The sequence below is a fragment of the Chitinophagaceae bacterium genome (assembly GCA_007695095.1).
Lineage (GTDB): Bacteria > Bacteroidota > Bacteroidia > Chitinophagales > REEL01 > REEL01.
In genome coordinates, this window is sequence record REEL01000029.1 from 1 (window position 1) to 4,293 (window position 4,293).

At 35.0% G+C, this 4,293-nt stretch carries 4 protein-coding genes and 1 pseudogene; 3 read left to right on the forward strand and 2 right to left on the reverse strand.

The genetic code is table 11. The annotated features are described in order from the left end of the window. Positions 1–158: 158 nt before the first annotated feature. Positions 159–350, reverse strand: a pseudogene (locus tag EA412_00535) (hypothetical protein). Between the two features lie 635 nt (positions 351–985). Then, on the reverse strand, positions 986–1,132 hold the full coding sequence (locus EA412_00540) for a lmo0937 family membrane protein (protein TVR84085.1): 147 nt from the start codon (positions 1,130–1,132) through the stop codon (positions 986–988). Between the two features lie 166 nt (positions 1,133–1,298). Here EA412_00540 and EA412_00545 point away from each other — a divergent pair, with 166 nt between their 5' ends. The 3 genes from EA412_00545 to EA412_00555 all read left to right on the forward strand — a co-directional run bounded on the left by EA412_00545 (position 1,299) and on the right by EA412_00555 (position 4,144). Then, positions 1,299–1,733: a DUF4625 domain-containing protein gene (locus tag EA412_00545; GenBank protein TVR84086.1), complete on the forward strand. Its 435-nt coding sequence runs from the start codon at positions 1,299–1,301 to the stop codon at positions 1,731–1,733. A gap of 126 nt (positions 1,734–1,859) precedes the next feature. Then, entirely contained in the window at positions 1,860–2,717 is an 858-nt protein-coding gene (gene lgt / locus EA412_00550) for a prolipoprotein diacylglyceryl transferase (GenBank protein ID TVR84087.1), read from the forward strand. A 77-nt stretch (positions 2,718–2,794) separates the two neighbouring features. Beyond that, positions 2,795–4,144: an adenylosuccinate lyase gene (locus EA412_00555; GenBank protein TVR84088.1), complete on the forward strand. Its 1,350-nt coding sequence runs from the start codon at positions 2,795–2,797 to the stop codon at positions 4,142–4,144. Positions 4,145–4,293: the final 149 nt, after the last annotated feature.

Below are 4,293 nucleotides of genomic sequence, written 5' to 3' on the forward strand. Positions count from 1 at the left end.
ACATTTAAATCATAACCACTTGAAGGACTGGTAGTCCCAATACCGACTCTGCCGGTAGATGTGATGTATACTGCATTCGTACATTCATAGTTTCCGCTGCCGGTTCCTCTTACTGCAAAATTATTATTAAAAGAAGTATTACAATTTACGGTAGTTCCTCCTCCTGACGGACCCGGAGGCCCTTGAGGTCCCTGAATACCCTGATTGCCTTGTAGTCCCTGAGGACCGGTTAATCCCTGCGGGCCCTGTGGTCCTTCGGGACCGGGAGGCCCTTGTGGGCCGGGAGTACCCGTGCCACTTTGTTCAGCATATAGTGCATAAGGGACACTTAAAAGTTGACTCGTACCCATATCTAAAAAATTAGTACTTCCATCCGGATCAAACTCTACTTTTAAAAAGTAAGGACCGCTTGACCAATTTATAGAGTCAAAAATTCCACTTACCGGGTTTCCCTGACCTACGACAAGATTAGCTAAACCAAATTGATTTGTATTGGTAAATTGTTCTTCTGTATATACGACTGTACCATTAGTGCTATGTTGTATTATACTAAATTGAAATCGAACATTTTGATTGCTTATATAATCCCCACCGGCATCTCTGGGTATTGCCTGATAATTAAAACCCATAGGGGTTTGTGCATAAACACTCATTAATGAGAGCATCATTATGCATAAGAATCCATGTAATTTTTTCATAAGTTTTATTTAAAAGTTGGTAAGGTCTGCAAGAGGCAGTTTTAGTGTTAAAAAGAAATCTTATGTAAAATTAATGTAAAGAAATTTGATTTTTTTAACAAAAAGTTACCCATTCTTACTTGATTACATCCATTTAGATTTAGTTATAAGAATATAAAAGCGATAGTGATGAAAGTTTCTTCCATCTAAAAAAAGGGAAAATAGCAGGCAGGCTGAAATATTAGCCTTTGTATAAGTCAAAAGCGTATGAAACTAATAAATGAAAAGTTTTTAGAAGTTATTTGATTTTAGGCTCTGCGAATAATTCCTAATAGCAGTGCAACAACGGCAATTACTAATAGAATATGAATGATATTTCCCGCACTATATGCAAAAAATCCTAAAATCCAGCCAACAACTAAAATAACGGCAATAATGTATAGTATACTTCTCATAGTGCAATTTTTAAAAGATTTGAATAATATTTATAAAGATAAAATAAATTATGAATTATTCTAGTGTATTGAGTTTTTTATAAAAAATTAGTTCATTAATTGAAACATTGTTGCAAAAGCATTATATTTGCAACATTATTGCATTTATAAACTTAAAATTTAAATTATGAAGACATTTTTGAAAGGATTATTACCACTGTTAATTATCAGTATGGTATTCGTTGCTTGCAGCAAAGACGAAGATACTGAGGCACCGGTAATTGTTGTTACATCTCCGCAAGACCATGCTGAGATCAACGCCGGCGGACATTTTCATGTTAGAGCAAACTTTACAGATAATGAAGAGCTTGCAAGTTGGAAAATTGATATTCATGACAACTTTGACGGTCATTCTCACAAAGTTTCTCATAAAGGCTGGTCATTTGTAGAAACCGGTGATTTGTCCGGAACATCTGATAATATTGATATCAGAGTTGATGTACCGGAAGATGCTCATCATGGAGACTACCATTTATTGGTATTTGCTCTTGATGCTGCCGGAAACGAAAGTTTTGTTGAATTAGATATTCACATTGAAGATGATCATCACGATCATGACTAAATTTTTAGTTTTTTCATTGGTTATAGTGTTTAGACGGAGAGCTATCGAAAGGTAGCTCTCTTTTTTTATGTCTATTTTACAAGCTATACAATATTGTTTTATTAGTTTAGCACAAAATTTACCATTATGTATTTTTTACAAATTGTATGGACAGCTAATCCTGAATTTATTGATATCTTAGGATTAAGTATAAGATGGTACGGAGTGCTGTTTGCTTTGGGTTTTTTAATTGGTTTTTTTATCATAAAGTATTTAATTTCTTTAGATAATGTTCCTGTAAAGGTGGCGGATGACATTTTGATTTATGTGGCTATAGGAGCGGTTGCCGGTGGAAGACTCGGACATTGTTTTTTTTATGAACCGGAATATTATTTATCAAACCCTTTACAGATTCTCAACTTACGGCAGGGAGGTATGGCTAGTCACGGGGCGGTAATCGGAATTATTTTATCTGTTTTTTTCTTTGTTAAATATAAATTGAACAGAAGTTTTTTCTGGTTAGGTGACAGGGTTGTAATTCCGGTTGCTCTTGCAGCTTCTTTCATAAGGTTGGGAAATCTTTTTAACCACGAAATTTATGGTCATGCTACGGATGTTCCATGGGCATTTCAATATGTGAGAAATGTATCTTCCTGGATGGGCGGTGCGGACCCAATTTTTACTCAGCCGAGCCACCCAACTCAATTATATGAAGCATTTAGCTATATGGTTTTGTTTGCCGCTTTGTGGTTTTTGTTTAAAAAATTCAGAACTACTATGGGCGAAGGCTTCATTGCAGGAATATTTTTAATGGGTATGTTTACCATTCGTTTTTTAATTGAATTTGTGAAAGAAGTACAGGTGGACTTTGAAGTAGGTATGGCATTAAATATGGGTCAAATTCTAAGTATTCCGGCTGTATTATTAGGCTTATGGTTACTGATTTCCAGCAAAAACCGAAAAATTAAATATACAAGCCCGGCAATAAAAGTAAAAAGCAAATAACTTTTATTTACAGCATAAAGGTTAAATGACTGTTTATGCATTCTCCTTTTTAAATTTAGTCATAGTTTTGCAAAAAAATGAAAAACGTGTTAGAAGCAATATCACCAATAGACGGAAGATACAGAAATAAAGTAGATTCATTAAAAAATTACTTTTCGGAATATGCCCTTATTAAATACCGTTTTAAGGTAGAGGTGCTTTATTTTAATTTTCTTATAGACAACAATATAGGTGACCTTAAAAACTTTCCAAAAGAAAAATTATCGCTGCTAAATCAATGGATAGACACTTTTAGTCAGGCTGATGCTGAATGGGTAAAAAAGAAAGAATCTGTTATACAGCACGATGTGAAGTCTATTGAGTATTTATTAAAAGATAAGCTAAAACAATCCGGTTTGGATGAGTTTTCGGAATGGGTGCATTTCGGACTGACGTCTCAGGACATAAATAATACTGCTGTACCCATGAGTATAGCAGATTTTCATAAGGATGTATTTTTTCCGGAAGTGGAAAAGGTTTGTGCAAAGTTATCTCAGCTATCAGATGACTGGAAACACATTTCTATGCTTGCTAAAACGCATGGTCAGCCGGCTTCACCTACACAATTAGGAAAGGAAATTAAAGTATTTCATTACAGACTTTCAGAGCAATTAAGTGTCTTAAAAGAAATTTCCATTAGCGGAAAATTTGGGGGAGCTACCGGAAATTTCAATGCACATCATGTAGCTTTTCCTGAAAAAAACTGGAAGACACTGGGAGATGAGTTTTTAACAAAATACTTAAAAATTGATCGTCAGACATATACAACTCAAATTGAAAATTACGATACTCTGGCATCTGTAATGCACACTATCAGCCGTATGAACACCATTTTGCTGGATGCTTCCCGGGATTTATGGACGTATATATCCATGGATTATTTTAAGCAGCGTATCAATAAAGATGAAGTAGGTTCTTCTGCTATGCCTCATAAAGTAAACCCAATAGATTTTGAAAATGCTGAAGGAAATCTGGGCATGGCAAATGCTGTTTTTTATCACCTTTCTCAAAAATTGCCGGTTTCCAGATTGCAAAGAGACCTGACTGATTCCACAGTTTTGAGAAACATAGGAGTACCTTATGCGCATACAATGATATCTTTAAACTCTTTTTTGAAAGGTCTCAGTAAAATTGTAGTTAACGAATCAAAAATTAACGAAGACCTGGAAGCGAATTGGATAGTTGTCGCTGAAGCTATTCAGACGATCCTCAGAAGAGAAAAGTATCCAAATCCATACGAGGCATTAAAAGAACTCACCCGGAAAGGGGAGAAGACCGGAAAAGCTGAAATTCATGCTTTTATCGATGGCTTAGAAGTATCCCTTGAACTAAAAGCAGAATTAAAGCAGATAAGTCCATTTAACTATACAGGTATTAGTTTGTTATAAATGAATGGCTCAAAAACTCATTGAAAATATTGACTACTACATAGATGAGAACGGCATGTTTGTATTTACGGCCGAATATCTGTTAAAAAGAGGTTATTGCTGCTCAAATGGCTGTAAGCATTGCCCTTATACAGATGAAGACAGAAAAA